Raw genomic sequence first — 522 nt, forward strand, 5'->3', positions numbered from 1 at the left:
TATTCAAATATACGTTGCGAAACATCTTTACGTTTACTCATGCTTTCAATCTGAATCACAATTTCATGGAGGACATTGTCTATTTCAACTTCCATGACAAGGAAAAGATCATCTTTCAGGCTCTCTTTCAGGGCTTCATATTTGCTGATAAATTCCTTATCTATAAAGGTATATTTCCCTATTGATCTTTTGGGAAAATAGTGTGCAAAAAATTCTTCGGTAAATGATGCTATTAACCATTTCATCAAGGCATCATGTTTTTTGGGGTTTTTCATGGGCATCCCTTCATCTGCTGGTGTTCTCATCATAATTCAATCAATATATCCCCAATCCCTGAATACATGGGTATCTCTCAAAGTGGACTAATTTTGTATGGATTTTAAGCACTTATTGCTATTTCCAAGTTGGCAAGCAATTCATCTTTATAGAGTTCCACCCAGGCTTGTAGCAGTCTAATAATATTTGTATTAATTAGTATTTTACCATTCATTAATATAGACCACAATGCTCCAGACAGGACGA

1 protein-coding gene is annotated in these 522 nt (G+C 34.7%); it reads right to left on the reverse strand.

The window, feature by feature from the left end:
* A partial coding sequence (locus MTBBW1_RS28785; RefSeq protein ID WP_186441730.1) for a hypothetical protein occupies positions 1-308 on the reverse strand: 308 nt, incomplete at its 3' end.
* Between the last annotated feature and the right edge of the window lie 214 nt (positions 309-522).

The sequence above is a fragment of the Desulfamplus magnetovallimortis genome (assembly GCF_900170035.1).
Classification (GTDB): domain Bacteria; phylum Desulfobacterota; class Desulfobacteria; order Desulfobacterales; family Desulfobacteraceae; genus Desulfamplus; species Desulfamplus magnetovallimortis.